Below are 926 nucleotides of genomic sequence, written 5' to 3' on the forward strand. Positions count from 1 at the left end.
CCCTACGGTTAGAAGTCTTATCGCTTCATTTTTAATATTTTGTCCTGCGTTAATATCTCTATCGTGATGTATTCCACAAGATGGGCAATCCCATTCACGAAGATTTAGATGCTTAACGTCTTTGTTTTTGTATCCGCAACACGAACACAATTGAGAACTTGCAAACGTTTTAGATACCGCAACAACTTGTTTGCCGTACCATTTCGCTTTGTATTCAAGCATCGTTCTGAATTGATACCAAGATACTTCACTAATAGATTTGGCTAACTTATGATTCTTTAGCATATTACTTACTTGCAAATCCTCAATACCGATTACATCGTGGTTTTTGATGATTTCAGTAGAGATTTTTTGCAAGTAATCTGTTCTTGCATTGGTGATTTTTTCGTGAATACGCGCAACTTTAATTCGTTGTTTATTCCAATTAGAACCGCCTTTTGTGCGTCTGGAAAGGATACGTTGTGCGTTTGCTAATTTTTCTTCAAGTTTACGAAACCACTTTGGATTTTCGTATGGTGTTCCATCTGAAAGAGTTGCGAAGGTTTTTAATCCAACATCTATACCAATAGAAGAACCTGTTTTTTCTAATGGTTGCACCTCTGTTTCTACAAGAATGGAAACAAAATATTTACCACTCGGATTACGTCTAACCGTAGCGTTAAGAATACGACCATGTACTTCACGACTTTTTGCAAAGCGAACAAGACCAAGTTTCGGCAATTTAATTTTGTTGCCTACAATGGCAATGTTTCCATTCGTGTGTTTTGTTGTATAAGATTGAACCTTATTCTTTTTGGACTTGAAGCGAGGTGCATCGTTTTGCTTCTTAAAGAAGCGAGAATAAGCATCAGCGAGGTTTTTGAGTGAAGATTGAATCGCAATGCTGTCCACCTCTTTTAACCAAACTAATTCTTTCTTTAATTGGG

Annotated in this window: 1 protein-coding gene; it reads right to left on the reverse strand. The window is 36.8% G+C overall.

Annotated features, from left to right (window positions below; translation table 11 throughout):
* A partial coding sequence (gene tnpB / locus DDE80_RS14460) for an IS200/IS605 family element RNA-guided endonuclease TnpB (protein WP_108308646.1) occupies nt 1-926 on the reverse strand: 926 nt, incomplete at both ends.

It is taken from the genome of Metalysinibacillus jejuensis, from assembly GCF_003057615.1.
Lineage (GTDB): Bacteria > Bacillota > Bacilli > Bacillales_A > Planococcaceae > Metalysinibacillus > Metalysinibacillus jejuensis.